The sequence below is a fragment of the Herbiconiux ginsengi genome, from assembly GCF_900107435.1.
In the GTDB taxonomy this organism is placed as follows: domain Bacteria; phylum Actinomycetota; class Actinomycetes; order Actinomycetales; family Microbacteriaceae; genus Herbiconiux; species Herbiconiux ginsengi.
The window spans coordinates 1-25,221 of the sequence record NZ_FNPZ01000012.1; the positions used below are offsets into that span (position 1 = coordinate 1).

The 25,221-nt window shown below is 65.0% G+C and carries 26 protein-coding genes; 11 read left to right on the forward strand and 15 right to left on the reverse strand.

The annotated features are described in order from the left end of the window. The 3 genes from BLW00_RS22615 to BLW00_RS22625 form a co-directional block, all read right to left on the reverse strand. The coding region (locus BLW00_RS22615) for a flagellar hook assembly protein FlgD (RefSeq protein WP_217634484.1) at positions 1-1,380 on the reverse strand (1,380 nt) is incomplete at its 3' end. 194 nt (positions 1,381-1,574) lie between these two features. Next, positions 1,575-3,062 (reverse strand): sugar transferase, encoded by a 1,488-nt coding sequence (locus BLW00_RS22620; protein ID WP_092558574.1) that lies wholly within the window; start codon positions 3,060-3,062, stop codon positions 1,575-1,577. 1,044 nt (positions 3,063-4,106) lie between these two features. Next, complete coding sequence (locus BLW00_RS22625; RefSeq protein ID WP_092558576.1) at positions 4,107-5,528, reverse strand: polysaccharide biosynthesis tyrosine autokinase; 1,422 nt, start codon at positions 5,526-5,528, stop codon at positions 4,107-4,109. Positions 5,529-5,719: 191 nt separating this feature from the next. Here BLW00_RS22625 and BLW00_RS22630 point away from each other — a divergent pair, with 191 nt between their 5' ends. Then, entirely contained in the window at positions 5,720-5,998 is a 279-nt protein-coding gene (locus BLW00_RS22630; protein WP_092558578.1) for a hypothetical protein, read from the forward strand. Between the two features lie 244 nt (positions 5,999-6,242). Next, positions 6,243-7,148 (forward strand): nucleotidyltransferase family protein, encoded by a 906-nt coding sequence (locus BLW00_RS22635; RefSeq protein ID WP_175494578.1) that lies wholly within the window; start codon positions 6,243-6,245, stop codon positions 7,146-7,148. A 2-nt stretch (positions 7,149-7,150) separates the two neighbouring features. Here the strand turns inward: BLW00_RS22635 and lepB are convergent, their stop codons facing one another. Together lepB and BLW00_RS22645 are read right to left on the reverse strand one after the other, a co-directional pair. Continuing rightward, entirely contained in the window at positions 7,151-7,864 is a 714-nt protein-coding gene (gene lepB, locus BLW00_RS22640) for a signal peptidase I (protein ID WP_092558582.1), read from the reverse strand. Between the two features lie 84 nt (positions 7,865-7,948). Next, positions 7,949-8,488 carry a hypothetical protein gene (locus tag BLW00_RS22645; protein ID WP_092558585.1) on the reverse strand — a complete coding sequence of 180 codons (540 nt, stop codon included), beginning with the start codon at positions 8,486-8,488 and terminating at the stop codon, positions 7,949-7,951. Positions 8,489-8,705: 217 nt separating this feature from the next. Here BLW00_RS22645 and BLW00_RS23710 point away from each other — a divergent pair, with 217 nt between their 5' ends. Further along, positions 8,706-9,005, forward strand: a complete 300-nt coding sequence (locus BLW00_RS23710) for a PqqD family protein (protein ID WP_175494580.1) — start codon at positions 8,706-8,708, stop codon at positions 9,003-9,005. Here BLW00_RS23710 and BLW00_RS22655 read toward each other — a convergent pair. Then, complete coding sequence (locus BLW00_RS22655) at positions 8,995-9,588, reverse strand: arsenate reductase/protein-tyrosine-phosphatase family protein (protein ID WP_092558589.1); 594 nt, start codon at positions 9,586-9,588, stop codon at positions 8,995-8,997. The genes BLW00_RS23710 and BLW00_RS22655 overlap by 11 nt on opposite strands. A 3-nt stretch (positions 9,589-9,591) precedes the next feature. Then, entirely contained in the window at positions 9,592-11,334 is a 1,743-nt protein-coding gene (locus BLW00_RS22660) for a polysaccharide biosynthesis tyrosine autokinase (protein WP_092558591.1), read from the reverse strand. Between the two features lie 107 nt (positions 11,335-11,441). Between BLW00_RS22660 and BLW00_RS22665 the strand changes: the two genes are divergently transcribed. The 5 genes from BLW00_RS22665 to BLW00_RS22685 all read left to right on the forward strand — a co-directional run bounded on the left by BLW00_RS22665 (position 11,442) and on the right by BLW00_RS22685 (position 15,198). Next, a complete protein-coding gene (locus tag BLW00_RS22665; protein ID WP_092558593.1) occupies positions 11,442-12,581 on the forward strand; it encodes a hypothetical protein in 1,140 nt (379 codons plus the stop codon). Between the two features lie 17 nt (positions 12,582-12,598). Beyond that, on the forward strand, positions 12,599-13,435 hold the full coding sequence (locus BLW00_RS22670; protein ID WP_175494582.1) for a glycosyltransferase: 837 nt from the start codon (positions 12,599-12,601) through the stop codon (positions 13,433-13,435). A 115-nt stretch (positions 13,436-13,550) separates the two neighbouring features. Then, entirely contained in the window at positions 13,551-13,796 is a 246-nt protein-coding gene (gene tatA, locus BLW00_RS22675; protein ID WP_092558597.1) for a Sec-independent protein translocase subunit TatA, read from the forward strand. A gap of 84 nt (positions 13,797-13,880) precedes the next feature. Continuing rightward, on the forward strand, positions 13,881-14,633 hold the full coding sequence (gene tatC / locus BLW00_RS22680; protein ID WP_092558599.1) for a twin-arginine translocase subunit TatC: 753 nt from the start codon (positions 13,881-13,883) through the stop codon (positions 14,631-14,633). 4 nt (positions 14,634-14,637) lie between these two features. Further along, entirely contained in the window at positions 14,638-15,198 is a 561-nt protein-coding gene (locus BLW00_RS22685) for a hypothetical protein (protein ID WP_092558601.1), read from the forward strand. A 9-nt stretch (positions 15,199-15,207) separates the two neighbouring features. Here BLW00_RS22685 and BLW00_RS22690 read toward each other — a convergent pair whose 3' ends face one another. Continuing rightward, positions 15,208-15,738, reverse strand: a complete 531-nt coding sequence (locus BLW00_RS22690; RefSeq protein WP_092558603.1) for a hypothetical protein — start codon at positions 15,736-15,738, stop codon at positions 15,208-15,210. A 214-nt stretch (positions 15,739-15,952) separates the two neighbouring features. On the opposite strand from BLW00_RS22690, the gene BLW00_RS22695 reads away from it, so the two are divergent. Next, on the forward strand, positions 15,953-16,270 hold the full coding sequence (locus BLW00_RS22695) for a hypothetical protein (RefSeq protein ID WP_139256866.1): 318 nt from the start codon (positions 15,953-15,955) through the stop codon (positions 16,268-16,270). 6 nt (positions 16,271-16,276) lie between these two features. Here the strand turns inward: BLW00_RS22695 and BLW00_RS22700 are convergent, their stop codons facing one another. The 3 genes from BLW00_RS22700 to BLW00_RS22710 all read right to left on the reverse strand — a co-directional run bounded on the left by BLW00_RS22700 (position 16,277) and on the right by BLW00_RS22710 (position 18,801). Further along, positions 16,277-17,086: a helix-turn-helix domain-containing protein gene (locus BLW00_RS22700; protein WP_139256867.1), complete on the reverse strand. Its 810-nt coding sequence runs from the start codon at positions 17,084-17,086 to the stop codon at positions 16,277-16,279. Positions 17,087-17,145: 59 nt separating this feature from the next. Further along, complete coding sequence (locus BLW00_RS22705) at positions 17,146-18,177, reverse strand: peroxiredoxin family protein (RefSeq protein WP_139256868.1); 1,032 nt, start codon at positions 18,175-18,177, stop codon at positions 17,146-17,148. A gap of 96 nt (positions 18,178-18,273) precedes the next feature. Then, a complete protein-coding gene (locus BLW00_RS22710) occupies positions 18,274-18,801 on the reverse strand; it encodes a hypothetical protein (RefSeq protein WP_139256869.1) in 528 nt (175 codons plus the stop codon). 184 nt (positions 18,802-18,985) lie between these two features. On the opposite strand from BLW00_RS22710, the gene BLW00_RS22715 reads away from it, so the two are divergent. Further along, entirely contained in the window at positions 18,986-19,189 is a 204-nt protein-coding gene (locus tag BLW00_RS22715) for a hypothetical protein (protein WP_092558611.1), read from the forward strand. On the opposite strand, the gene BLW00_RS22720 is transcribed toward BLW00_RS22715, so the two are convergent. The 4 genes from BLW00_RS22720 to BLW00_RS22740 form a co-directional block, all read right to left on the reverse strand. Further along, a complete protein-coding gene (locus BLW00_RS22720; RefSeq protein ID WP_139256870.1) occupies positions 19,175-20,041 on the reverse strand; it encodes a TetR/AcrR family transcriptional regulator in 867 nt (288 codons plus the stop codon). The two genes, BLW00_RS22715 and BLW00_RS22720, sit on opposite strands and share 15 nt — an antisense overlap. A gap of 616 nt (positions 20,042-20,657) precedes the next feature. Next, complete coding sequence (locus tag BLW00_RS22730; RefSeq protein ID WP_092558617.1) at positions 20,658-21,839, reverse strand: hypothetical protein; 1,182 nt, start codon at positions 21,837-21,839, stop codon at positions 20,658-20,660. Then, positions 21,836-23,038: a sensor histidine kinase gene (locus BLW00_RS22735; RefSeq protein WP_139256871.1), complete on the reverse strand. Its 1,203-nt coding sequence runs from the start codon at positions 23,036-23,038 to the stop codon at positions 21,836-21,838. Before BLW00_RS22735 ends, BLW00_RS22730 begins: the two co-directional genes overlap by 4 nt. Before the next feature lie 57 nt (positions 23,039-23,095). Next, positions 23,096-23,767: a response regulator gene (locus BLW00_RS22740; protein ID WP_092558621.1), complete on the reverse strand. Its 672-nt coding sequence runs from the start codon at positions 23,765-23,767 to the stop codon at positions 23,096-23,098. Positions 23,768-23,848: 81 nt separating this feature from the next. Between BLW00_RS22740 and BLW00_RS22745 the strand changes: the two genes are divergently transcribed. Further along, positions 23,849-25,221: sensor histidine kinase (locus BLW00_RS22745; RefSeq protein WP_139256872.1), on the forward strand; the 1,373-nt coding region annotated here is incomplete at its 3' end.

A 25,221-nucleotide genomic window follows, 5' to 3' on the forward strand; every position in this document is an offset into this window, starting at 1 on the left:
GCTGGTGGGGCTGGTCCAGCCGTCGCCGACGGCTCGAATGTTGTCGAGGAAGATGGTCCCTGTGGCCGGCTGCGTTCCGTTTCGGGTCAAGTAGATCTTGGTTACCGCTATCGGTGCATCCAGAACCTTGTCCGCGTTCCCTCCCGATGTCGTGCTCGGAGCCACCGTCAGATCCACCGAGACTGTTTTCCACGTCGTCACGTTCATCGAATCGACGCGATAGTTGAATACCTCGCCTGTTGCATCAGTGACATTCAAATAGACGGTGTTCCACGTACCATCCCCTTTCAGATCGACCTTCAGAGCCGAGAACGCATTCATCGGTGCAGAAATCGGCGTCGCAACCGGCCTGATTTCGGCCGGCCCACCTGAAACGTCATACGCCAAGGACAGCGACGTCGCGCCCTGTGTCCGACTCGTCGATCCTCCGAGCGTCACCGAACCGGCAGTCTTCTTCCACGACGCCCCACTGTCTTCAAAGTCCAACAGAAGGGCTGCGGCACCCACCGGCTCCGCAACCGTAGTGATCCCCACCACGCCCCCCGAAACGGGTTGAGCAGCCAAGACCCCATCCGGCACCGAGTCATAACTCAAAACAGCGTTCACCACGCCCAGCAGCTGACTACCCCCGGCATCCTTGCCGTCCCAATCAACCGATTGAGTCCCAGCCGCCGAAACCGTCCCGGACAGCACTCGGACACGACCCGAGGAGTCCTTTAGCTGCAACGCATAATCCCCCACTGAACCAGCAGAGAACGTGAACGAGGTCGACTCCCCATTAGATGGAGTGAAATACGAGCGAGAACTCGCAGGAACGGACCAACCATCACCCACCACCCGGATGTTGTCAAGCAACACCGTCCCGGTCGGCGGCTGGCTACCATTCCGTGTCAAATAGATCTTCGTCAAAGCAATCGGGCCATCCAAGACCTTGTCCGCATTACCCCCCGCCGAAGAAACCGGCGCCTTCGTCAAGTCAACAGTCACGGTCTTCCAGGTCGTGACATTGATCGAATCCACCCGGTAGATGAAGACCTCGCCCGTGGAATCCGTCATAGTCAAATACACGGTATTCCACGTGCCATCACCCTTGAGATCCAGCTTCAACGCCGAATACAACCCCGACGGCACGACCAAACTAGAAACCGGCTGGATCTCCGCCTGCCCACCCGAAACGTCATACGCCAACGACAACGAACGCGCACCCTCAGAGGCGTCTGGCGACTGTGCGACGACAGCCGAGCCCGCCGACACCGCCCAAGTCGTGGGGGAGGCTTCGAAGTTCTCGACAGGCGGACTGATCTCGTCCGCACTCGCCGGCTCCGCCACCAACGCGGTCAGGAGACCGGCCGTCATGGCTATCGACGCGGCCGCGGCCAAGAATTTTGCGTACCCCAATGTAGGTCCCCACCATCACGTGATCATCCCAAGATCCAATGACGGTCAATGTGACGGGGAGCTTACGCAAGTAACGACACCCAAATTGTTACTGCATCCCCAAAACACAGCCCGTCAATCCTGACCTTACGGTGTAATCGGGGGTTCAACAAATCTGTTTTGGAGTGTGACGGGCTCTAATAGGCGCCGTCGCTGGCCAGAACGGCCTTTGCAGTGCGCCAGAGTATCAAGACGTCGCCAGTGAGTGACCAGTTCTCGACGTAATAGAGATCGAGCCTCACGGTGTCCTCCCACGAGAGATTGGACCGACCGCTCACCTGCCACAATCCCGTGATGCCCGGCTTCACGAGGAACCTCCGGTGCACATGCTGCTCGTACTGCTCAACCTCGCGTTCGAGGGGAGGGCGCGGGCCCACTAGCGACATGCTTCCACCGAACACGTTGAACAGCTGAGGCAATTCATCGAGGCTGTAACGCCTCAAGAACCTTCCAATAGGGGTGACACGCGGGTCGTCCTTCATTTTGAACATCACCCTGTTGCCTTCGAGGCGCTCGGCATTCTGCAGCGACAGGAGGCGAGTTTCCGCGTCGACGACCATCGATCGAAACTTCAGCATGTTGAAACGACCACCGTTGTACCCAATGCGTTCCTGTCGGAACAGGATTGGCCCGGGAGTGCTCAAGCGGACGATTGCGGCGATCACCAGCAGCACCGGCGAAGCCACCAGAATGATCAGGCCCGATGCCGTGATGTCGAATGCCCGCTTTGCGAAACGCTTGCTTCCCTCATACCTCGGCGTTTCCACGTGGATCAACGGCAGACCCGCAACAGGGCGAGTATGAATCCGTGGGCCACCGATATCGACGAGGCTCGGCGCGACAACCAAGTGCTGCCGTCCGGGCTCAAGACTCCAGCTGAGCTCCCTCACCCGGTCCGGCGGCAGTTCGTCGGCACTGGTGATGATCACAGTGTCGGCGCCGCTCACTTCGAGAGCTTTGATGACACGGTCGAGATTTCCGAAAATCGGGATCTCGGTATCGGGCAGTGTGTCACCCACCAGGCTCGTGGGCACGCAGGCACCGATCACCGAGTATCCGCTGTCAGAACGCCGATTCAACTCCCGAGCGATGTGGATCACGGATGCCGCCGAACCCACCAGCAGCACCTTGGCGGTGAACTCACCCTTCATGCGCTGTACTGCGAGCCATTGCCGCCACATCCACCGCGTGAGCAACAGCACCATCAAGCCCACCGGGAAGGCGATCAGGATATAACCGCGCGCGAGGTCGACTTGAAAGAGAAACGCAACGATCGCGACGAGGCCGAAGAGCCGCAAGGTCGCGTCGGCGATCAGGCGGTATTCCTGCGATCCCGTGCCGACTACCCTCCGACCCCGCGTTCCATACACGCTGAGAACGACGAGCCAGGCGGCCAGGATGATCACAGAGATCGCGGTATAACTGATCGCCAGGTCGCCGGACGAATCGCCTACATCGAGGGCCGCAGAAGTGAATCCGAACCACGCGATCTGTACGCCGAAGACTACCCACACGAGCACAAGGAAATCGGTGATAAAGAGCCGCCGTGCGTAGATCTGAGACCACGCGGTACTCGGGTTGACAGCCTGAGTCGCTGTTCGCGTATTCGCCTGTTCGCTCAACATTCGTCCTTCACACCGGATTCCCGCAGGGACTCCGGCATCCCCTCAGTGGAACACTACCGCCTCGCCGGACAACCCGACGCGACAACGAACCTCAATGACGTATCCAAGTCACACCGTTGTCGGCTGAAACGAGGATTGCGTCGTCAGCCCACAACCAGAGAGCACCGCTCGCTGACGCCAAACTCGTAAAACTCGCGGCGATCGGGGCGCACCCCAGTCGATCACCGCTGAAGGTGCTTCCGTCTGCCGCGAACCCGTCGACAGACGTTCCCTCGCACCCCGACTGGTCGGAGAATGCAGCGAGCACCTCGGCGCCCGGCGTCGGGACTGCCGGCACAGCAACAGCCGCAGCCACCCGCGGGGTGATCCCTTCCCATCGTGAAGTTTGCGGGTTAAAGACCGCAATGCCATCTGAACATCTGACAGCAGTGAGGTCGGGTCTCTGCACCACTTCAAGCGCGTCTGGGCACGGGGCGCCCATTGCGGCTCCTTCGACGTCGACCCCTCCGTCGCCCGAGGGATCGAAGTAGGAGAATGATCCGAGGCGATCTGGATACAGCTCCCAGAATTGGCCTCCCGTGAAGGTTGAAAGGACGGAAGGGCGGCAATCGACACCGGCAAGAACAACCAGATCAACTTGGTCGGCTGTCACCATGTGGGCTGCCGAGACCTGGCCGATCGAGAGGTCAGGGGGCAGGACGATCAGAGTCCACGTTTCCCCTCCGTCGACAGTTAACTCGACGCTTGGCGGAATCACGCCGCAGGAACCTGACGAGACCCGCACTGCCGCGCTCCCGTCGACCGCGCTAATGAGCCGAGATACCGAGGTCAAGCTTGTCGTCGGAGTGGGAGTGGGAGTGATCGGTGCCGGTTGTTGCAAACTCGGTGATGGAGAACCGATCACCGCGTCTGGCATCTCCCCCGCCGTGGGCACCGGCTCAGTCCGCAAGGCGAATACAACGAGAGCAGCGGCGATCACCCCTAGAGCGACCACTGCGACGATCGTCGCAGCGCGGCCGATAGGTGTAGATCTCCGCACTCCAGTCACCGATCGCGTTTCTTCCGCTCTCTGAGCGTAGCCTCCTGAGAGGGCTCATCGATCCCGTACCCATAGCCGTACGAATACCCGTACCGGCCGTATCCGTAGGAATCGGGCCCCTTGGTCGGCAGCATCGTCATGACGACTCCAGCCACCTTGGCCCCAACATTCGTCAGTGCTGAGACTGCTCCGCGCACCTGATTCTTATGCGCGCGACCGGCTGCCACCATGAGGAGGGCTCCGCCGGCTTTGGTCGCAAGGATCGCGGCGTCAGTCACCGGCAACAAGGGCGGTGCGTCGAAGAGCACTACGTCAAAGGACTTTTCGAGTGATCGGATCAAGTTCACCATTGCTGTCGAACCGAGGAGCTCGCTCGGATTGGGTGGGACACGCCCGGCAGGCAGGACATAAAGGTTGGTGTCACCCCACCTGGTGATGACGTCGCTCGGTTGTGCTCGTCCGACGAGGACGTCAGTGAGTCCGACCGACCCTTCGACACCGAGATACTCGGCGATTCGAGGTTTGCGCATGTCAGCATCGACGATGACGACCTGCTGCCCGGAGAGGGCCATCGCGATGGCCAGGTTGGCCGACGTCGTGCTCTTTCCTTCTCCTGGCACCGAAGAGGTCAGGACGAAGCTACGCGCATTTTCACCGACACCAACGAATTGCAGATTAGTGCGGAGCGTTCGGAACGACTCAGCTCTCGGGCTTCGGGGATCATCGCGGAGCACCAGCGGATTCTCCGGGGTGCGAGCGTCGAACGCGATGCCCCCCACGATCGGCGCGTCAGTTATTGCTTCAACGTCGTGCTCGTTGCGGATTCGCGTGTCGAGTACGTAGCGGGTTATCGCCAGCGCCAAGCCCAGGATGAGGCCCAAGAGAGCACCGATGACGATGTATAGCGGAACATTCGGTGAAAACGGCGCCGCGGGCACCGAGGCGTTCTGCAAAACCGTGATCTTGACGGGGGTAACACCTTCGGCATTCGTTGGTACGAGATCCGTAACGGCCGCCTCGAAACTCGCCGCGACCGCATTCGCGATCTTGGCCGAGTTGTCAGGGCTTTCATCGGACACCGTGATCTCGACAATCACCGTGTCGGACGGTGAGGCGGACGACACGGATCGAGACAATTCCTCTACGGTCGTGTCGAGGCCGAGGGAATCGATAACGGGTTGCAAGACAATCGGAGTATTGACGACATCGGCATACGACTTGACCTGATTCTGCAAGAAGTTTCCTCCCTGAGTCAGGTCACTGATCGAGCCTGTCGACTGCACGGAAACGAAGACCTTCGCCGTCGATTGATATTCCGGAGTGCGGATGATCGACAGGAGTGCAGCAAGCGCAATGCCGAGAAGGGTGAAGACGACGATGATGACCCAGCCCTTGCGTATCGCCCGAACATAGTCCCGAAACTCCACGCAGTAGCACCCTTCCCCAAATGCGGAACCGATCTGACGACTCCGGAATCACACTCAACATGCTCTCACATCGCCAATGTCTTTCCCGGCGGATGAACATCTCGTTACAAGTCGGACACACGCAGCCTTGCCGTGTTGTAATCGAAAGGGCGACAGGGACGTCGAGAGAATCTTCGACGATCGGGGGAATCGTGTCAGCTGAGCAATTGATCGCGGCACCGCGCGATCTGCGCAAGACCCGGCCACACGTCGCCAAGCTTTCTGCTGCGTCGTCGGACATCGTGACGATCGTGACCGCAAGCACGCCCGCGCAACTCAGCGCAGAGAGCGTCAATCCCACGCATCATTCACATGTCCACAATCACTACCACTCGAGGATGGGTGGGCGACAAATCGCGATGTACTCGAGCGTCATTCTTCTGGCAGGGGCGGCCACCACGCTCGTCACGATCGCAGCGACCCGCTTCTGAAAATGGTGCGCAGCAACAGCCGACTTCCCGTTTTCGATCCCAACAAACGGCGAAGGCTCGGAATCGCCGCGGTCGTGCTGATTGGACTCGTCGCACTCGGTCTGCTGATCGCGGCTGTAGTCGCTGCCACGCGGTTCTGAAGAATAGTCGCCGCCATCAAGCTCTGGTCGCTTCCCACGTCGTCGAGTTATCCTCCATGGGGCTCCTGCTAGCGTCATGAGTGCACTGGATGAGAGGGGTACTCGTGTCGGAAGTTTCTGCGAAGTTGTCGAACTCGGCTGCCATTCCTCTCGGCTGTGCATCCGTATCTCGTATCGCTGAGACGTCCGGCATTCGGGTTCTCTTGATCAAGGGGCTCATTCTCGAGGAGCTCGGCCTTCGACCACCTCGTGCGTATGCCGATATCGACGTTCTGGTGGAGCCGGCACGATTCGCCGAGTTCGTCGGCCTGCTGGGAGACTTCGGATGGCACGAACGCGTACACCTCTGGCTTTACGACCGAATTGAAGAACACTCGATCACGCTGATCCACGACGGGTGGCCGGTCGACATCGATGTGCACCGCTACTACCCGGGCTTTCTAGCCTCCGCAGACGTCGTGTTCGAAGCTCTCTGGGCACGACGCCAGACATTCACGATCGCTGCCACGGATGTGGTCGGCACCGATATCGTAGGCGGAGCCGCCATCCTCGGTCTGCATGCGCTGAGATGGCTGCACACTCCTCGAAACAAGGAAGAGCTTTCAAATCTCCTCACCCGTCTACGAGCGGATCACGAGCTGGCCGAAGAACTGGCCGAGTTGGCAGCCGCTACCGGGAGTTCGCAAACACTCGGCCCGATCTTCGCGGATGTCGGCATCGCAACTCGACAAGGGGTGGCGGTGAGCCCGAAAGCCTTCAAGTCTTGGAACCGACGCGTCGCGCACCCATCACGCACCGGGGAGTGGCTAACCTACTTCGATCAGCTACCTTTGCGCCATAGGCCCCGCGAGTTGTTCGTCGTGCTCTGGCCACCTCGAGACATGTATCTGCAGGAGCACCCAGAAATCAGCGCGACTACGGGCGCGCTCTTCCGGGCCCGTTCAAGACGCATACTCCATGGATTGTCCGGTCTGGTGAGGGCGATACCGGAAGGCATGAAGCGCTCCTGACCTCAGACCGCGCCCCATCGCCCGAGGGGAAGCACGACCTGGAAGGCCCGACCAACGATATCGCCACGCCGCACGAGCTTGACGCAGGCATCCGTCGTAGCAGGTTGGCCCCGACAAGGCTGGATCGAGTCGTTCGACCCTGCGCGATTGTCGCCGAGCACGAAGTACTCGTTTTCGGGAACCGTGTATTCCCCGAAGCACCGAGTCGACGGCGATTCACTATCGCAATCCAGCGAGCCCGGCACGAACGGGAAGTCGTTGAAGACGTAGGGCTCTTCGAGCGGTTTCCCGTCGACCAGCACGCGCCCCTCCGCATCGCAGCAGGACACCGTCTGCCCGGGACCTGCGATGACACGCTTCACCAATGTGTGGTCGTTGGACGGCCCGATGCCGACCAGCCCACCAACCCATTTGACCGCATAGACCAACGGATTCGAACTCGGCGCAGCACCCTCACCCTGCCAAGCATCGGACGCATTGAACACGACGACATCCGCCGTTTGCGGACTCGCACCCGCGAAAGCCAGGCGGTTGACCAGGATTCGGTCGCCAGGCTCGAGTGTGTTCTCCATCGAACCTGATGGCACGAAGTACAGGCGCACCAGAAACGTCTGCACCAGCGCCAGCACGATGAAAGCGGCCAGGAGATGCACGAACGGATTTCCCGTGATCTTCCTGAGCCGACTTCGGCCAGCCGAGTTCGCCGTCGTCATCATCACGCTCGCAGAATCAGTTCAGCCCAGACAGAAAGGTGGCGGTGACTCCGAAGAGTCACCGCCACCCGAACCTAGTGCAACAGGTCAGTTGATGCCAACGGTGCTGCCCGTGACGTCGTCGCTGTCGGACGACAGCACGACCGTGAGGAGCGGCTTCGTCGACGTGCCCGCCCACGTCACCGTGGGAACGGTTACGACGACACCGTTGGACACGGGCGCGTGCGTGAACGAGAAGAACACGCCACCGGGCGTGTAGGCATTCTCAACGACCCAGCCCTGTGCCGCGAACGCGTCAAGGTCGAAGGTCGGAATGAGGGTCGGCTTGTTCCAGGAGAACGACAGTTCGTAGTTGCCCGAAGTGATGCTCGTGTCGCCGGCGTTGTTGTAGGTGGCGTAACCACCCGAGTAGGTGACCGTACGGGTGGTTCCGGCGGTGGTGCTTGCAATCGTGCCGCCGACCACAGCGGTCGGAACGGTGATCGGGTCGCTGGCGGCGGCGGCAGGCGTCGCGGCCGCAAGGGCGATGACGGGAACCGACCAAGCGGCACCGAGCGCCACCTGGCGGCGGGTCAGACCGCGGGTCTCTTCGACCGTCTCACCAGAGTTCTGAATATCGTGGGTCATGGGTATCTCCAAAGGTAGGGTTCAACTGCAGGCGCCATCGGGGCACACATGGAGTCGATACCCGGAAGGCCCCCCATCGGGCACTGCTCGTCTAGATGTCGATGCTATCGAGGTCCATTCGACGGTTTCGGCTGCGTGCGCAGTCTTTCGCCCTCGTTTTCACCCTCGGCCATCTGATGAGGTGCGGGCTTCGCGACCTGTCATACAGTTGTGGGCAGTGAACGATGACGGAACCACCTCGACCGTGAGCGGCGAAAAACGCTGGCACCGCTCCCTGCACGTGGCAGAGACGCGGGATGGCTTGTCGACGGTCGTACTCGAACTAACGTCCCATTCAGCCCGGCCGCTGCTGCTCGACGGCACCGCTCAAGACGTGTGGCGCCTCGTCGACGGCCGAACGGTAGCGGAGATCGTCGAGACGCTCTCGGCGCAATACGACGTTCCCTCCGCGGAGATCGAGCAGCCGGTGAGAGAGTTCCTGTCGCGACTGCTCGAGCTCGGTCTCGTCAGTCGCTGAGGATCTGCGAGGCCAGGAGATCGACCCGAGCCACGATCTCGCCGCCCACCCGTTCATGCGTCTCGTTCGAGCGTCGATAGGGATCGTCGATGTCGTCGTGATCGCCGAGTGTCACCATGCCGCGATATTGCGACGCACTCAGCACGGTGTCGAAGAGAGTGCGGTCGGCCGACGGCCCGGGCACCTGCTCGGGCAGTTCGGCGAGAATGCGGGTGAACTCCCCCAGTGTGAAGGTTCGTCGCAGGGCAGCGGGGTACTCCCGGGCCACCTCGGATCGCTGCTCCCGCGTCATGGTGAGGATGAGGGTCGACGCCGCCGCGATCGCCGCTGTCAGCTGTGTGGCCGAGTGCGACGGCTCAGCGCCGTTCCTGACCGCGATGGCGGAGGGCTGCGGCTCCATGGACGCCCCGACCACGGCCATCAGGCCCGCGCTGGAGGTGACGAATTCACTCCCGCGTTCGCGCAAACGCGCTGCCAAGAGCTTCTCGGCCAGCGGCGACCGGCAGATGTTGCCCGTGCAGACGAATAGGATGCGCGGCGGCCCGGGCGGAGCTTCCGGCTTCGCGAAGATATTGTCGAACATCCACTACTTCCTGGAACGACCGGCGCGAAGCTCTCGCCGAGTGGGGATGCCCCGCTCCGCAGCGGCCGACCCGGACTCGTCGTCGGGCCCGTTGAAGATCCGTTGCAAGTCGTCGTCAGTGATCCCGGCGTCGACGGAATCGATGCCTGCCGCGTCCCAACCGGGCTGAGGATTGGCCGCCGCTCGCGCCATGACATCCTCGTACACGCCGCCGGCCGCGGGAGGAGCGGCGAGCTCGACGGGCTTGCTCTTGCGCTCGGCCTTCGACACCTTCGCCGGTTTCGGCTGCGCATCCGTCGACACACTGGACGCAGTCGCCGCCTCTGACTCCGGTACCGCCGACGTCGAGTTGTAGTCACCGCCGTATCGATAGCCGTAGTAGCTCGATCCGGCACCCTTGCGGGGAACGCGGTTGAGGATGACGCCGAGCACGGTGCCGTTCGCGCGCTCCACGTTGCTGAGCGCTTTCGTGAGAGCATCGATGGTCGTCTTGCCCACGCTGGCTACGATGAGCGCCCCGTCAGTGTTGTGGGTGAGAATTGCCGCGTCGGTCACCGGCAGCAACGGCGGAGCATCGATCAACACGATTGCGTGCTCAGCGAGCGAGGCGACCAGTTCGTGCATCCGCACCGACCCGAGCAATTCGCTCGGGTTCGGCGGAATCTGACCGGCACCCAGGATCAACAGGTTGCCCGAGGTGCCCCACGGCTGAAGGACGTCTCCCACGTTCGAACGACCGGCGAGGACATCGGTCAAGCCGGCGCCGCCGACGAGATTGAACGTCTTCGCGACGGTCGGTCGTCGAAGGTCGGCGTCGATCAGAACCACCTGCTGGCCACTCGCCGAGATGGCGATTGCCAGGTTGGCGACGGTGGTGGACTTTCCGTCACCCGGCAGAGGGCTGGTGACCACGATGACCCGCGGCGGGTTGTCGACGTTCATGAACTGGATGTTCGTGCGCACCTCGCGCATCGCCTCGGCGACGGCACGGTCGTCGTTGGCGGCCGCCGCATAGTCGGTTGAGCCATCCATGCTGACGAGGCGGTCTTTGTCGGTGAAGCGGCGGTCGATCGGGATCGTCCCCACCACGGAGTGCCCCGTCTCGGCCTCGACGACCTTGGGCGAGCGGATTCGCCGGTCGAAGATGTGCCTCACCGCGGCGTAGGCGATACCCGCGATCAGACCGATGATCAGGCCGATCACAATCGCCAGCCGCACGTTGGGAGATGACGGAGCGCTCGGGAGCACCGCCGAGTCGAGGGGGATCAGCTGCACGATGCTGGGTGACGCCGTCGCCGGGTCTGCACCGGTACTCTCGATGCTCGTGATCTGCGCCTGGATCCCGTTGATCCACGCCTCGGCCAGATCACGCGCAGCCTCGGGTGTGGCTCCATTCGCCGTCACCTTGAGCACGGCGGTGTCGGTGGGGTTGCTGATCGAGATCTTGCCCACGAGGCTCTCGGGAGACGCGCTCAGGCCCAATTCATCGATCGCATGCTGCGCCACCGCTCGCGACTCACCGATGTCGAGGTAGGACTTCACCTTCGACTTGGCCAGGTTGTCCCCCACGAGCGCGTTGCCCGAGTCGGAACTCGACCCGATCGAGACGATGCCCGAGGAGTCGGCGGTGTACACCTTCGGCTGGATGAGGGTCCAGCCGAACGCCACCGCTCCACCGAGCAGGGTCAACAGGATGATCGCCAGCCAATGCGCCCGCAGTATGGGCAGATAAGACCGCAGTTCCACAGGCTCTCCTCACTTCGACGAATCGAACGCGTCCACTCTCAACCCCCATCGGATGTAGGCGCGCGCGCTCGAAGTTCTCGTATCCTACCGTGCGCTATTGTCAGACCATGCCCGGGGACCTCAGCATCGAAGCCCTTGGCGTGCCCTTCCGCATCTCGCTCGGCGCTGGCATCGACCACGAGTCCGCCGCGCACCTGCGCGAAATCTGGTCGGCGGCTCGAGTCGATTCCACAGACTCCGCAAGGGTCTATCGGGCGTCGATCGAGCCTGATTGGAAGCCCGCGCAGGCCGATCCGAAGAGTTTCGTGGCCCGTGATCTGAGGTCGCTCGAATCGACCCTCTCCTCCCGCATCACCCTCGCCGCCATCGAGGAACGCAAGCACGACCTGGTGATGCTCCACGGCTGCGCAGTCGCCCGCGATGACGGAGCCGTCTATGCCTTCGTCGGCCCCTCTGGCCGGGGCAAGTCAACCCTTGCGCGCTCGCTCGCCCGCGTCTCGCACTACGTCAGCGACGAGACGGTGGGCATCGACGAGGAAGGCCGGGTGCATCCGCATGCGAAGCCTCTCTCGATCATCGATCCGGATGCGCTCGACGGGCTGAAGACGCAAGTCTCCCCTGCGTCGCTCGGGCTGCGTGGTTCAGGAACCCGCGACCTCCGTATTTCCCGCATCTTCTTGCTCGACCGCCGTCCGGATGCCGCGGGAGTGTCGATCGATCCGATCACGCTCGCTGACTCTCTCGAACACCTGGTGCCGCAGCTCAGCTATCTCCCCTCGCTTCCCCGTCCGCTGCACCGAATCGCCGAACTCTACGACCGCACCGGCGGATTCGCGGTGCTGAGCTACTCGGAGGCCGACGACATCACCGCTGCCTTCGCAGACGGAATGCTCGATGCTTCGAACGCATCGGGCTTCTCCACGACGACCCCCGTCGATCTGCCCAGCCATCCGTTTCCGGGCGGATCAGCGGGGTATCGCCGCATCCCTGCCATCGACGCGCTCGTCGCAGAGAACGGGCGACTTTGCCTCCTGCACGGGTCCTCGGTCACGGTGCTCGACGGCATCGGGCCCTCCGTCTGGGCACTCACGGGTTCACCGATCGCGTTCGACGATCTGGTCGAGCGCGTGGTGGAGCTGCACGGCGAGCCGCCGAGCGGCGAGGCTGCCGGCCTCGTCGGCGCCACCGTGCGGGAGTTGGTCGAGGGCGGCGTGCTCGAAGAGTTGCCCACACACGTAGAGCGATGAGCACGGAAGGTCAGCGGATGCCCGACGGGACCGATACCGCTTTCGAACACTTCGTGCTGACTCGGTTCAGTGTGCGATTCACCGAGGAGCCGCAATCGCATCCCGAAGAATGGCTGCGCTATCGCCTCGCCTTCTTCACAGAACTCGCATGCACAGCTCTGGCGCAGCAGACGGGCAACCCCCGATTCCGCTGGCTCGTGTTCTTCGATTCCGTTCGCGAGCCGTGGTTCGAGGAAGCCATCGAAGAGCTGGCCGCCGGACTGTTCGAGCCCGTGTGGATCGACCGCCCATTCTTCTCCGCCGTTGCCGACGAGGTGATGTCCCGGACATCCGCGGCTCACGTGATCACCACGCGTCTCGACAGCGACGACGCCGTTGCGCGGGACTTCATCTCCGCGGTGCAGGCTGAGTTCTTGCCGACCGACCGACTCGCCATCAATTTCGACCACGGGCTCCAGTACGAACGCGGCGGCCTGCTACGCCGATACACACACCGGTCCAACGCGTTTCTCTCACTCATCGAGAAGTTCGAGCAGGCATCGCCGCTGCGGACGGTCTTCGTGCGCCCCCACGGCTCGATCGGTGACTTCGCTCCCGTGCGCCACGTCGGCGGCGCTCCCAAGTGGCTGGTCGTCGTGCATGGGAGCAATCTCCTGAACAGCTCGAGCCTTAGCCTGTTGCCGGCTTCAGAGAGAAGCTTGCGCGCTCATTTCGACGTCAGCGTTCCCTTGACCCCGATGTCGAGACTCGCCCATTTCGGTGCAATTCTGCGAACGTACGCCTCCCGAGGAGTCAGAGCAGCCAGAGATCCGAAGCAGGCCATCCATGTGTTGAAGAACCGTGGCCTTCTCTGATCCAGGCTTCAGAATTGCATCGCGTCCACGACCTGGCTTGAGACCGAGGCCGCATCCCGCGCGCGGCTGTGGATACACTTGTAGACATTCACACTTCTGAGCGAACGGGGAAACGATGCTCGGCAACCTCAACGGATGGCACCTGGTCATCATCCTGGTCGTCATCCTGCTGCTCTTCGGCGCGACTCGACTTCCCGCTCTGAGCAAGAGCCTCGGGCAGTCGATGCGCATCTTCCGCAGCGAGACGAAGGCCATGAAAGACGACGACGCGAAGGCGGAGAGCCAGGCTGCGCCCGCGGCACCAGCGCCCGCCGCGCCCGTGAGCAGCGACGCGACGAGCAACACCGACGCCAAGTCCTAGCCGCCGGTGACCCGCACCGAGCGCACCACGCGCTCCAGCAGAGAAGCGCGCGCGCCCAAATCCGGCAAGCCCCGCGACGGGCGGATGTCGCTCGGCGCCCATCTCGTCGAGCTGCGCAAACGGCTCTTCCTCGCCGCTATCGCGATCGTTCTCGGCATGATCGCGGGCTGGCTCGTCTCCGACTGGGTGCTCAACGCGCTCCGCGTACCGATCGAGCAGCTCGCCGAGGAGCAAGGCCGCGTCGCGAGCCTCAACTTCACGGACATCTCCTCCGCCTTCGACCTGCGGCTGCAGATCGCCTTCACCGTGGGCGTTGTGGTCTCGTCGCCGTTCTGGCTCTACCAGATCTGGGCGTTCCTGATGCCGGGCCTGAAGCGCAAGGAGAAGCAGTACGCCGTGGGCTTCGTGCTCTCGGCCGTGCCGCTCTTCCTGCTCGGCTGCCTGGCCGGCTGGCTCGTGATGCCGCACATGGTGGTGCTGCTCACCGGATTCGCGCCACAAGACACCACGGCCCTGATCTCCGCGCGCACCTACTACGACTTCGTGCTCAAACTCGTGCTGGCCATCGGCATCGCTTTCGTGCTGCCCGTCTTCCTCGTGCTGCTGAACTTCGCCGGCGTGCTCTCGGCGAAGGCCATCCTGAAGTCGTGGCGCATCGCCATCCTCGCCATCACGCTGTTCACGGCCATCGCGACTCCCGCCGCCGACGTGATGTCGATGTTCCTCCTCGCCATTCCGATGGTGATCCTCTACTTCGGCGCCGCCGGCATCGCCTTCCTCAACGACCGGCGACGCGCGAAACGCGCCCTCGCCCTCGACGCCGAACTGGCGATATGAATCCATGACGGATTCGGCTGAGCTCAACCGCCGCACCGTGCTCGCTGGCGCTGCCTGGTCGGTTCCCGTGGTCGCTCTCGCTGTTGCGACGCCCGCGGCCGCCGCGAGCGAAGACACCGTGACGGTCACATTCGCGGCAACGCTCATCGAGTTGCACCGCTCCGACACCTTCGCAGCCCTCGTGGCCATCACGAACCAATCCGATGCCGCCTTGCCGCCGGAGATCCTGCAGGTGACGCTCGTCGACCTGCCGACCGACGAGAACGAATTCACGGTCGAGTTCCCCGACTCCCCCACGATGAGCGACGACCAGAACGCGTCTCTCCCCGTCTCGAACACCGACTTCACGGCCACCGCCCCCTCGAGCGGCTCGATGACCATCACCTCCGAGAACCCGATCGCACTCGCCGCCCGCCAGACCGTGGTGTTCGGCATCTACCTCCGCCGCCCGGCGCACAACTTCACCCAGGCGGTCTATCTCATCGCCGGAACGTTCACCTTCGGCGCCGCCATCGGAGGCGCGGTCTCCGGCACCACGGTCGAACTCACCGACGAACCCGAGTAGGCCCAGGCGTCAGCCGTGCGCCCAGCCGCGGATGCCCGCACCGCGGAAGCCCAGCGCCTCACCTGAGACACGCGCGGTGAACTCGTCGCCCGTCTCGGCGGCGGAGGGTTTCACGATCGTCATCATCGGAACGGTCGTCTCCCAGCACTCGTCGACCAGCGCCGCATGACGGAGGTCGATGCGGGTCGCCTGCACCAGATCGACGACCCAGTCGTCGAACAGCAGATCGCCCTCGCGCACACCGTCGGCACAGTACCCCGGCGTCCACCGCAGGCTGAGCGTCAGAATTCCGGATGTCAGCACCGAACAGAGGGGCGGCAACCGCACCACCCCATTGCCGAGCGTCACGCTCGCGGCATCCGCTTGAGCGTTGACGGCGAAGTCGACGCTGAACTCCAGCGGACTGACGATGCCGGGCAGTGTGAGCGGCTTCTCTCCCGACATCCGCGAGACGGCCGTCGCCCACGAGACGATGCGGTCGAGATCGTCGGGGGAATGCGCATGGGTGTCGTCGCCTGGAACGGGAAACGGGGTGATCACAGAATTCTCCGGGTCGCGAGTAGAGCCACGCCCTGCAGCCGACCGCTTGATCGCTGCGGAGAAGGGTGTGGATGATTTCGCTAGTTTTACTAGCTTTCTAGAAAACCTATCCCACAAATTCGTTCCTTCCTGAGGATCGGGTCGATCTGAAACACCCGGTCCGGGTAGAATTGAGGGGCCGCGAATCACGCCGGCATGGCGTCGGGAGGGCACCTTGGAGAGCGGACGAATCCCCGCCGGCGGTGCCCGCGCAGCGCACGTGCTGCTCGACGCCGTGGTGTCGCAGAGCACCGGCCAGACCGTGCAGGCGAACGTCGACGCGATGACCATCGCGCTCTCCTCGCTCACCATCGACAGCCCGGACTCGCCCGAGATCGTTCCGACGCCGGGCGACATCGTCGGCTCGGCCGTGGTGTGCATCTCGTGGCTCACCACGCGTCTCGCCGCGTCATCCGGTCGCGACATCGAAGACGTGATCGTCGACCTGCGGGCCTTTCTCGATTCGGTGTCGGGCCCCGGCGAAGAGGACTAAAGGAGTTCAGCGCGCGCTCACGCCGCGCACCACCGATGGCGTGCGGTAACCGAACGCTTCGAAGGCCCGACGCAGTTCGGCCGCATCGGCGAATCCGCTGTGGTGCGCCACCTGGGTGATGCTGAGCACCCGGAACGCGTCGTTGGTGAGCATCGAGACCGCCAGATCTGCACGCTGCCGGCGGATCTCCCGCGACGGCGTCGATCCCATGCCGGCGAAGACACGCTGCAGCTGCCGCATCGAGATGTTGAGGGCCTGCGCGAGCGACACCGGAGTGAGCGTCTGATCGGTTCGGTAGGCCGCGATGTGTGCCATCGCTCGATCCAGCATGCCGAGGGTCGGCCGAGTGAGGCTCGCCGCGCCCTTGCTCTCCAGCATGAGGGAAACCACCATCTCCCAGACCAGCTTCTCGATGAAGTAGGCCGGCAATCGATCGAGTTCGTCGTGGTTCTCCATCACGCCGATCAGGAACTTCTTCACCGGAGCGAGGAGGGCCGAGCCCCGCATGAGTTCGACGTGTCCACTCTCGCCGGCGTACTCGTCGACGGCGGCCAGCGGAACCGCGACGGCGAGGGCGAGACCACCTTGGGTCGAGAACACCGCGTAGCGCCGGTGACCCACCAGATAGATCGACTCGTCAGGTCGCACCACCCGCTCGTCGCGGTTGTCGTTGCGCACCACCACGGTGTTCTCGAGCGGGAAGAGCACCTCCACCGAGGGCGCCGAGGTGCGGCAGATCTTGCGCAACGGCGCTCCGCCGGCCGGCACCTCGAGCAGCGAGACCTCGGTGTCGCCGACCTGCAGATTGCTGCGCATCCCCGCCTGTGGCCCGGATGAAGGCGGTCGACGGTGCGTGGATTCCCCTGGTGCCATCGTCACTCCCTGTGTGAAGAAGAAACCGTACGCGAATCACGGGAGGGAAGAACAGAGACGACGGCCTCCGTCAGGCCGATGACGTCGTCGAGCCCCTGAGCAGGACCGGCCGCCACTCGGCGATCAGTGCCGAGCAGCAAGGCGCTCGGCACCCCGGCGATGCCCGTCGCGGCGATCAAGGAGCGGTAGCCGAAGAGCATCCGGGCGTCGAGCTGCGGATACCGGCGCCGGAACGCCTCGGGCGTCTCCGAGGTGAGCACCGCGATCTCCACCGCGTCGCCCAGCTGGTCGCGCCACTCCGGAACGTGATCGGCCACGACGCCGCAGGGCGTGCACTCCGCTGAGAGCAGCAGGAGGAGCACCGGCCGGTCACGCGCGACCGTGGCGAGTTCGACGGCGCGACCCGTCGCATCCGTCACCTCCAGGTCGGGCACCGGCCACGATTCGGTCGCCGCGCTGGGCGCCGCTGCAGAAGCCGTCGACGAGAGGGACCGGGGCGCGGATGTCGCTCGCGAGCGCCGCACCAGCAGCACCGTCACGGCGATGGCGAGCAGCAGCGCGACGGCGGCGAAGAACACGGTCCAGTCGACCAGGCCGAACGCGAGCATCCCGGGCACCGCCCCTTCGCGCGCGCCGACCGTGGCCGCCACGGCGCCGGCGAGCAGCAGGCCGTTGCGGACGACCGCGAGCGAATCGATCGGGCGGGTCGATCGCACGCCGAAGCAGGCGCACACGACGCTTTCACCCCGGGCGACGACACCCAGCGTCAGTCCGAAGAACACCGCGAAGAGAGCGGATGCGGAGAGCGCGGCCACCGTGAAAGCGGGCGTGGGCGCAAGCAGCAGAGCGAGCCCCACACCCAGTTCGGCGAAGGGCACGACCTCGGCGAACCACCGCCGGCGCAGGAGCTGCGGAACACGCAATTCAGCGAGCGAGCGCAGGGTCTCGGCCGAACGGCCGAGTTTGAGGGCACCGCTGACGAGCAGCACGGCCGCAAGCGACCACACGATCAGCACGAGCAATGGGGGTGCCATGGTTCCACCAGACCCTCGAAGGAGACGCGAACGCAGAGCGGCCGACGCCGGCCGGCTCTCACGCGAAAGCGTGGAACCGGCCGGCGTCGGTGTGGATCAGGTGGCGGAGCAGAGGATCAGCGTGGAGCTGACCGATCCGGAGGCCTTTCCGCCGGTGGCAGTGTAACCCGCCGGAAGCCCGGTGACGGCGTTCAGCGTGAACGCGACCGAGATCGACAGCGTGGTGCGGAAGGCGATCGTCGCGCCGGCCGGCACGGCCGAGGTGAGGGTGATCTGACGGCTGGTGCCGCTCAGCACGGAGATGCTGGCGGTGCCACCGGTGACGCTGAAGACGCCGATGTTGGCGACGCCGCTACCGGTGATGGTGACGGTGGTGCCGACGGGCAGCGGTTCGGTCGGGCCGGCAGTCAGCGTGAAGCCGGGGCCGAGGACGCCGAGGATGCCGCAGGTACCGTTGAGGTGGTAGGCGCCGAGATCGACGTCGGAGGCGGCCGCGGCCGGCGTTGCGACGGCGAGAGCGATCACGGGGATCGACCAGGCGGCGCCCTTCATGATCGTGCGGCGTTCGAGTGTCGGCTCGACCTCGGTGGAGACGGAGTCCTTCTTGAGCATATTTTCCCCCATGGAATAGGCGTAGATCGGGCAGCGCGACAAGGCATCCCCAGCGCGGATTTCAGCTTTGCTTTTCGCCCCGGAGCGCCGCGGGTTTGCGCGCAGAACTGTCGTTCTGGTGACGTGTTGTGTCGCGAAATGAAGGTTTGCTGCTCAGGCGCCCCCACGTGTCGGAGGGGGTGAGTACCATTTGGACATGGGGAATCTGCACTTCGAGGGCGCCGATCGCGCCATCATCCATTCGGGAGACATCGAGAAGCCGATCGCGCGGCTCTACCTGCTGAAAGACGGCTGGCATGCCAAGCTCGCCACGGTGCACACGAAGCAGGCCTGGTCGGGGCCCTACGACAGTCCGGAGGCCGCGGTCGCCGAGCTGATCGGCAGCTCAGTCCTCGACTGACGCCTCGGCAGCGGCTTCGCGCGCCGCCTTCATCCGCCGCAGCATCTCGACGTTCGCCTCGGCGTCGAAATCAGGATCCTGCTCGAGGAATCGCTCCAGGATGGCCACCAACGCGATCGCCGGCAGCGCCCACTCCGGGTCGTCCGACGTGATCGTCGCGGGCCCCCGATAGCTCGCATCCACCACTCCCGGGTTGCCGAGATGGCGGAGGCCGAGTCCCTCGACCACGGCGGAGATCACGACGGCATAGGGCCGGTAGTCGCCGTTCCACTCCGCGCGGATGCGGTAGCCCAAGATGGTGGAGAACCACTTGTGGAACTCGGCCATCCGGTCGATGAACGCATCGCTGCCCGCTCGGAGGGCCCGCTCGATCTCCTCGCGCGCCGACGACTCCAAGTTGCTGAGCAGCGTCGCCGAGAGCCCGACGTACGACTGCCACGGCACCGAGGCGATCACAGCGCGGTAGTTGTGCTCGAGCGCCACGCGGATGACCTCGTACATCACCCGCCGCCGATCGGTCTCCTCGGTGAGCAACTCGAGGTTGTCGAACAGGATGCGCTCACTGATCTCAAGAGTCTCGTCGTCGGCGAGCTTGTTCGAGGTCTCACTGGCGATCTCGATCAGGAGATCGGAGACGAACGCCTCCTTCGAGTCCCAGAGCCGGTAGGTCGAGCTCCGGGGAACACCGGCCTCGCGGATCAGGTCGTCCATCACGAGATGCTCGAAGCCGATGGTGAGGCCGATGCCCTCCACCCGCTCGAGCGCGGCATCCAGCACGCGGCGGCGCACTTCGGCGGCTCGGATGCGCGACCGGCGCCGATGGGCGTCGTGAGGGCTGGGCGAATCCCCCACCGGCTTCACCCCCAGATGACTCTCGTGACACGGCGCCCTCCGGGTCGATGAAGACGCATCTATATCACAAGAGTAATGAACTCCCGGGCCCTTACCCGACAACACGAGCACAACTCACCCTCAAGTCCACCCAGGCGACGCCCCGGGCTCCTCGACCGCATCGCGAACGGCACGGCCGCAACGGACCCGAACGCCGCCTCGACGCGCGTCCGTCAGATGCGGACGACCGCAGGAGCCCGGGGCGCCGGTACTGGCACGGCGACCCTGTGAGCGGATGTCTCCACTCGCAGGGTCGCCGGCGTGAGCTCGACAGCGGTGCGGATCATCGCAGGGTGGGGTGAACCGGCGACATCCGGCACCGCTGCCGAGGAATCAGGGAGAGCCGAGCCCCCGCGCGAGACGGCCTGAGCCGCAGTTGCGCTGCCCGCGTTAACAACGACGGCACGCACCAAATCGGTGACGGTGTCTCGCAGGATCATCGGGATCTCCCTCGTGACCATCGAGGCGACAACCTCGACGTGTCATGAAGCTAGCAGCGCCGAGCAGAGCCCGAACGCGGCCCCGGGCAACTATGCGTGATCGATGCGGATAGCCGCAGAACCGCATCGACCGGGAGTCAGGCGAGCCGGTCGATGTCGAATTGCACCAACAGCGTGTCGTCGGTGACCTGCTCGCCGGCCCTCCGGAACATCAGCCGCGCCATCCGGATGAACGGCAGCACGTCGGCCCGTAGCGCCCGCACGTCGTCGGACCGGCAGCGCACCACCCCGAAACGATCGTCTTCACCCTCGACGAGCTCGAGGGTGATGCCCTGCCGCGAGGCGTGCTCGGAATTGTTGAGGGCGATCAGCAAGGCGCGCAACGTCGCCCGGTCGTCTTCGTGGAGACGCGGCGACAGCCCGGCCTCGTCGACCAGCGCCGAGACGTGGTCGGCGAGCGAATCGGAGCGCCGAGCCTCGGCGATGGCGCCCTGGAGGGTCTGAGCGAGCACGCCGGCCCGCACCCGGTCGTCGACGGTGAGCGTGCCGGATTGCCGGATGCGCGCCAGGAACGGCACGATCTCCTCCCGCAGCGACCCGATCGATCCCACCACGTCGTCGTCGACGAAGGTGCGCCGTAGCTCGTCGAACTGCCGTTCGCGGTTCTCGGCCTGGTCGAGCCGCTCCGCATAGATGCCGAGCAGCAGGTGTCGCGCGTAGCCCACCGAGCCGAGACCGAGTGCCAGCGCCGGCGCCGCCGCCACCAGCACGATCACGGCGAGCGGGATGCTCGTGTCGAGGCTCGTGAACCAGTGCAGCCCCGCGAGCATCCCGGCGAGCGCCACGGAGACGGTGGTGTAGGTGCCGAGCTCGGCAGAGGTGCGGAACGGCGCGGCGGCCATCAGCACGAGCCCGATCGTGACGAGACCCCAGTCGTCGCGCACCAGCGTATTCGTGCCGAGGCAGCTCAGCGAGTTCAGCACGGTCGCGATGGCGACCAGGGCGTAGGAGACGGCGAACCGGTCGTTCGAGACCCCGAGATCGAAGCGGAACGCGCTGCGGACGAACCAGCCGTACCCGGCGGCGAGCAGCACGAGCGCCAGCACGGCGAGCGGCCAGGACGAGATCTGATCGGCCGTCGTCACGGTGAGACCGATGGCGCAGACCAGCGACACCACGGCGACGACCACGAGGAACCCCCGCGCGCTGATGGCGGCGAGCGGATCGAGCTCGAGGGCGGTGAGCCCACGTGGAGGCCGCAGCACGCGGCGGGCCGCGGCGACCGCAGGCGTGCCCGGCTGCGCGGCTCCCCCGCTCACGACTGGCCTCCCGGCACGGTCATGAACACCGCGGTGCCGGCGCCCGGCCGCGACCAGATCTGCACCGATCCGCCGATGTCAGCGATCGCGTCGACGACACTCACCCGCAATCCGATCCTGTCTTCCGCGATGTCGTTCACCTCGAAACCGACGCCGGAGTCCGACACCATGACGCTCAGTTCCGATGGGCTCGACATCACCGAGATCTCGGCCTCGCGCACCCCTGAGTGCGCCAGCACGTTGTCGAGGCACTCGGTGATCGCCCGTTCGAGGTTGCGAGTCACGGCGAAGCTCAGCGCGTTGATCGCGGGAACGTCACCGCCGACCCGGATGCGCAGCCCCTTCTGCTCGGCGTCGCGCACCAGGCCCACCAGTGCGGGCACGGCGACGAGAGCGCGCGTAGCCGAGCCGTGCACCCCGGGGGCGTCGAGGATCAGCCGCACGTCGGCCAGGTTCGCGAGATCGCGGTCGATGGCCTGCGCGTGCGTGGAGTCGAGCGGGCCGGGCTCCGTCGCAGCGAGCGCGCGCAGATCGCTCAGCACCGTGTCGTGCAGCCAGCTGGAAGCGCGGGTCGAGAAGCGTTCCAGTGCCACATCCCGCTCCTCGGCGAGCGCGGCGCCCGACATCACCGCTGTGCCACGCGCGGCATCCCTCCGCCCCAGCCACAGGGCCGTGACGAAGAGGCCGAGGGCGAAGTAGGAGGCGATGACCGGGATGTCGACGGCGCGCGGCATCCCCTGCTGCCAGGCGGCGACCTGCACGAACCCGGGGCCGGCCACGAAGGCCAGGCTGCCGAGGGCGAGCGCCTTGCGCAGCGAGCGCGCCGAGATGCCCACCACCAGCACCGCGAACTCGGGCATCGACAGCAGCACGTAGTCGCTGGAGGGGGTGGGGCCGGGCACCTGCACCGAGACCCCGGTCGCGATCAGCGCGAACAGGTAGAGCCCCGCGCAGGCGAGGAGGGTGAGGGCGACCGCCGCGGCGAAGCGACGCACGTGCAGGGCGCCCACCACGCCGATCCCGGTGACCAGGAGCGCACCCAGTCCCACCACGATCTCGCCGTGCCCGGTGACCGGGATGAAGAGCGCGGACACGGTCATCGTGACGCCGAGGAACACGCAGGCGAGCAGAGCGCCGGCCCGGGCCAAAGCGCGACTGGTCGCGACGCCGTCGACATCAGCCGCTATCTGAAGTGTCACCCATGCCCCTTGCGCCTGGAGCGCGGATGGGCCGCGGCCACCGGGCCTGGTGCGATTTTACGACAGGTACCCGTCTTCGGCCGCCCGCAGCATGAGATCCTGCTTCTTGTCGGCGACCCGCCCCTCGGCGGCGTATTGCGCCCGGATGCGTTCCAGCGCGTTCTTCACCGCCTGGATGTTCGTGCCGAGGATCATCGCGACCTCCACCGGGCTGTGGCCGGAGGTGTACAGCCGCAAGGTCTCCTCTTCTTCCTCGGTGAAGCGGATGCTCGCCGCACCGCCGCGCACGATCGGCCGGGGCGCCTCGTCCCAGGCCTGGCCGGCGCGCGCCGGCACCACACCGAGCACCGACCGCACGGTCTGCATCAGGTCGCCGGCCGGGCGCGACTTCGACACGAACGCGGCCGCCCCCGCCGCCAGCACCCGCTCGACGGTCTCGGGCGAATCCGTCGCACTCATCACGACCACGCGCGCACCCACCGATCGGCAGATCCGGATGCGCGCCTCGACCGAGATCGGCTCCTTCAACTGCAGGTCCATGATCACGAGATCGGGCGGGAACGCGGGATGGCGGGCCATCTCGACCCAACTCGAGGAGCGGATCACGACCTCGAGGTCGTGCGCGTGGGCGCCGATCCAATTCGACAACCCGTCGAGGATCATCTCGTGATCGTCGACGATCCCCACCGTGTGGGGTCGAACACCCCGCGCGTTCGCGACCAGATCCACTTCGACACCCCTCTTGGATGATATCCGGCGCACGAATGGGCAGTCCAATCGTGCACGACGGTTGGGCTGTAACCTCGACCCATGAGCCCGGGGCGCGCTTTCGCGGAAGCAGATCGACGCTCCCGTGTGGACCGCGCCGTGTTCCAGTCGCAACTGCTGCTCGCCGCCGCCCTCCTCCTCCTGGTCTGCGCCGCCTACGTCTTCCAACCCGACTCGGTGTTCGACTTCCGGTTCTTCGGCGGGGTCGCGGTGGTCTTCGTGCTCACCGGAGCGGCGGCGATCGTGCCCTGGTCGAGTTTTCCGCGCAACTGGATCGCCCTGCTGCCGATCATCGACATCTTCGCCATCACGGCGGTGCGGCAGGGCAACTCGGTGCTCGGCGCGGGCCTCCTGCTCGTCTTCCCGGTGATCTGGCTCGCCGGGTACTTCGGGCTCGTGGGGGCGGTGGTGAGTGTCGTCACCTCCTCGATGCTCCTCTGGCTCTCTGCGCTCCTGAGCGGAGACCCGCTCACGCTGAACAGCATTCCGGGACTGCTGGTGCTCCCGGTCACCCTCACCTTCATCGCGACCACGACGCTCACCACCTCGAGCAGAACCGCGGCCCAGCGCGGGTTGCTCCGGCAGCAGGCCGACCTCTTGGAGGTGGCCCTCCGACGGGCCCGCCGCCAGGAGCAGACGCTCGACGAAGTGCTGAACGCGGTGACCTTCGGGGTGGTGGCGTTCGGCAAAGACGGCGTGGAGTCGATCGTGAACCGCGCGCACCGCGACGTGCAGACCCAATTCGGCGTGCCGGAGACGAGTGTCGAGCTGCCCGTGCTCTACAAGCCCGATCGCACCACCCCCTACCCCGAGGAGGAGCGCCCGTTCCGGCGGGCCACCCAGGGCGAACGTTTCGACGACCTCGTGGTCTGGCTCGGCGAGCCGGGCGAGCACCGCGTCGCCCTGTCGGTGAGCTCGCGGCCGCTCACCGCGCCCGACGGCGGGCTCGACGGCGGGGTGATGGTGTCGCGCGACGTCACGGCGGAGATCAACGCGATCCAGGCGCGTGACGACCTCGTCGCATCCGTGTCGCACGAATTGCGCACGCCGCTCACCTCGATCCTCGGCTATCTCGAACTGGCGCTCGACGACGAGAGTCTGGATGCCTCCACCCGGTCGATGCTCGAGGTGGCCTCCTCGAACGCCGATCGCCTGCTCGCGCTGGTCGCCGATCTGCTCACCGCGGCGAGCGAAAAGGATCAGCAGATCGTGATGTCGTTCAACCAGTGCGATCTCGCCGAGATCGCGGCGCAGTCGATCGAGGCGCAGCGTCTCAGCGCCTCGGAGCGCGGCATCTCGATCGAGAACGCGATCACCGAGCCGGTGCTGCTCGAGGCCGACGGGTTCCGGCTGCGCCAGGTGATCGACAACCTCATCTCGAACGCCATCAAGTACAACACCGAGAACGGGCAGGT